The sequence below is a fragment of the Nonomuraea sp. NPDC049486 genome, from assembly GCF_040676925.1.
GTDB classification, from domain to species: domain Bacteria; phylum Actinomycetota; class Actinomycetes; order Streptosporangiales; family Streptosporangiaceae; genus Nonomuraea; species Nonomuraea ferruginea.
In genome coordinates, this window is record NZ_JBFAPV010000048.1 from 1 (window position 1) to 1,286 (window position 1,286).

A 1,286-nucleotide genomic window follows, 5' to 3' on the forward strand; every position below is an offset into this window, starting at 1 on the left:
TGAGGTGCCCCGAAGATTCCGGACAGTTGGCTACATAAACTGACAGAAGTCTGGAAGAGGTAGGTACGTGACGAGGCGTCGCAGGCAGTTCTCGCTCGAGTTCAAGGAAGAAGCCGTCCGGATGGTGCTGGAGGGCGATCGCACGGTGGCGGCGGTGGCCCGGGAGTTCGGGATCAACGCCAGCACCCTGGGCAGCTGGGTGAACCGGCATCGAATCGTGCACGACCAGGACGTGCAGCAGCCGGTCTCCGGGCCGGAGCGAGCGCGGATCCGGGAGCTGGAGCGGGAGAACGCCGAGCTGCGCGAGAAGCTGGCGTTCTTGAAAAAAGCGGCGGCCTTCTTCGCGGCCGAGAGTCGATGACGCTCGCCAAGTACGAGCTGATCGATGCGGAGAAGGCACACCACGCGATCACCAAGATGTGCGCCTGGCTGGGCGTGTCCCGTGCGGGCTACTACGAGTGGCGCGAGAGGCCGGCCTCGGCCACCACGCAACGCCGCACACTTCTGGCCGGGTTGGTCACCGAGGTGTTCGCCGACTCGCACGAGACCTACGGCTACCGGCGGGTGCACGCCGCGCTACTGCGCCGCGGCGAGCACTGCTCAGCCGAGCTGGTCCGCGCGTTAATGCGCGAGCAGGGCCTCATCCCGGCCCAGGTGCGGGCCTTTCGTCCCGCCACCACCGTGCAGGGCGACTTTCGCGGCATCCCCGACCTGGTCGGCCGCGACTTCACCGCCGAGCAACCGGGCACCAAGCTGGTCGGCGACATCACCTACATCCCCACGTCGGAGGGCTTCCTCTACTTGGCCACCGTCATCGACTGCCACAGCAAGGCCGTGCTCGGCTGGGCCATGGCCGACCACTACCGCGCCGAGCTCATCAAGGACGCGATCCGGATGGCGGCCGGCACCGGCCTGCTCCAGCCAGGCACCGTGTTCCACTCCGACCGCGGCTCGAACTACACCTCCGATGAGTTCGGCCGTTTCCTGACCGGCCTGGGCATCCGCCGCTCGGTCGGCCGCACCGGGATCTGCTACGACAACGCGATGGCCGAGTCGTTCTTCAGCACGATCAAGAACGAGTGGCTGCACCGGTTCGTCTTCACTACCCGGGCCAAGGCAAGACGCCAGGTCATCCGCTATATCGAAGGGTTCTACAACCGGCGGCGCCTGCACTCGGCGCTCGGCTATCGGCCGCCTCTTGAGGTGCTGAACGAGTCCCTTTCATCCCGATCAGCCGCATAGGCTACGACCATAAGACGGCTGTCCGGAATCACCGCGGCCCCTCA

At 66.3% G+C, this 1,286-nt stretch carries 1 protein-coding gene; it reads left to right on the plus strand.

Translation table 11 applies throughout. From position 1 onward, the window contains the following. Window positions 1–67 precede the first annotated feature (67 nt). Window positions 68–1,242, plus strand: a protein-coding gene (locus AB0K05_RS44420) for an IS3 family transposase (protein ID WP_364237887.1) whose coding sequence is annotated in 2 segments (ribosomal slippage) — window positions 68–329 and window positions 329–1,242 — 1,176 coding nt in all. Because the reading frame shifts where the segments join, the coding sequence is not laid out codon by codon here. Window positions 1,243–1,286 lie beyond the last annotated feature (44 nt).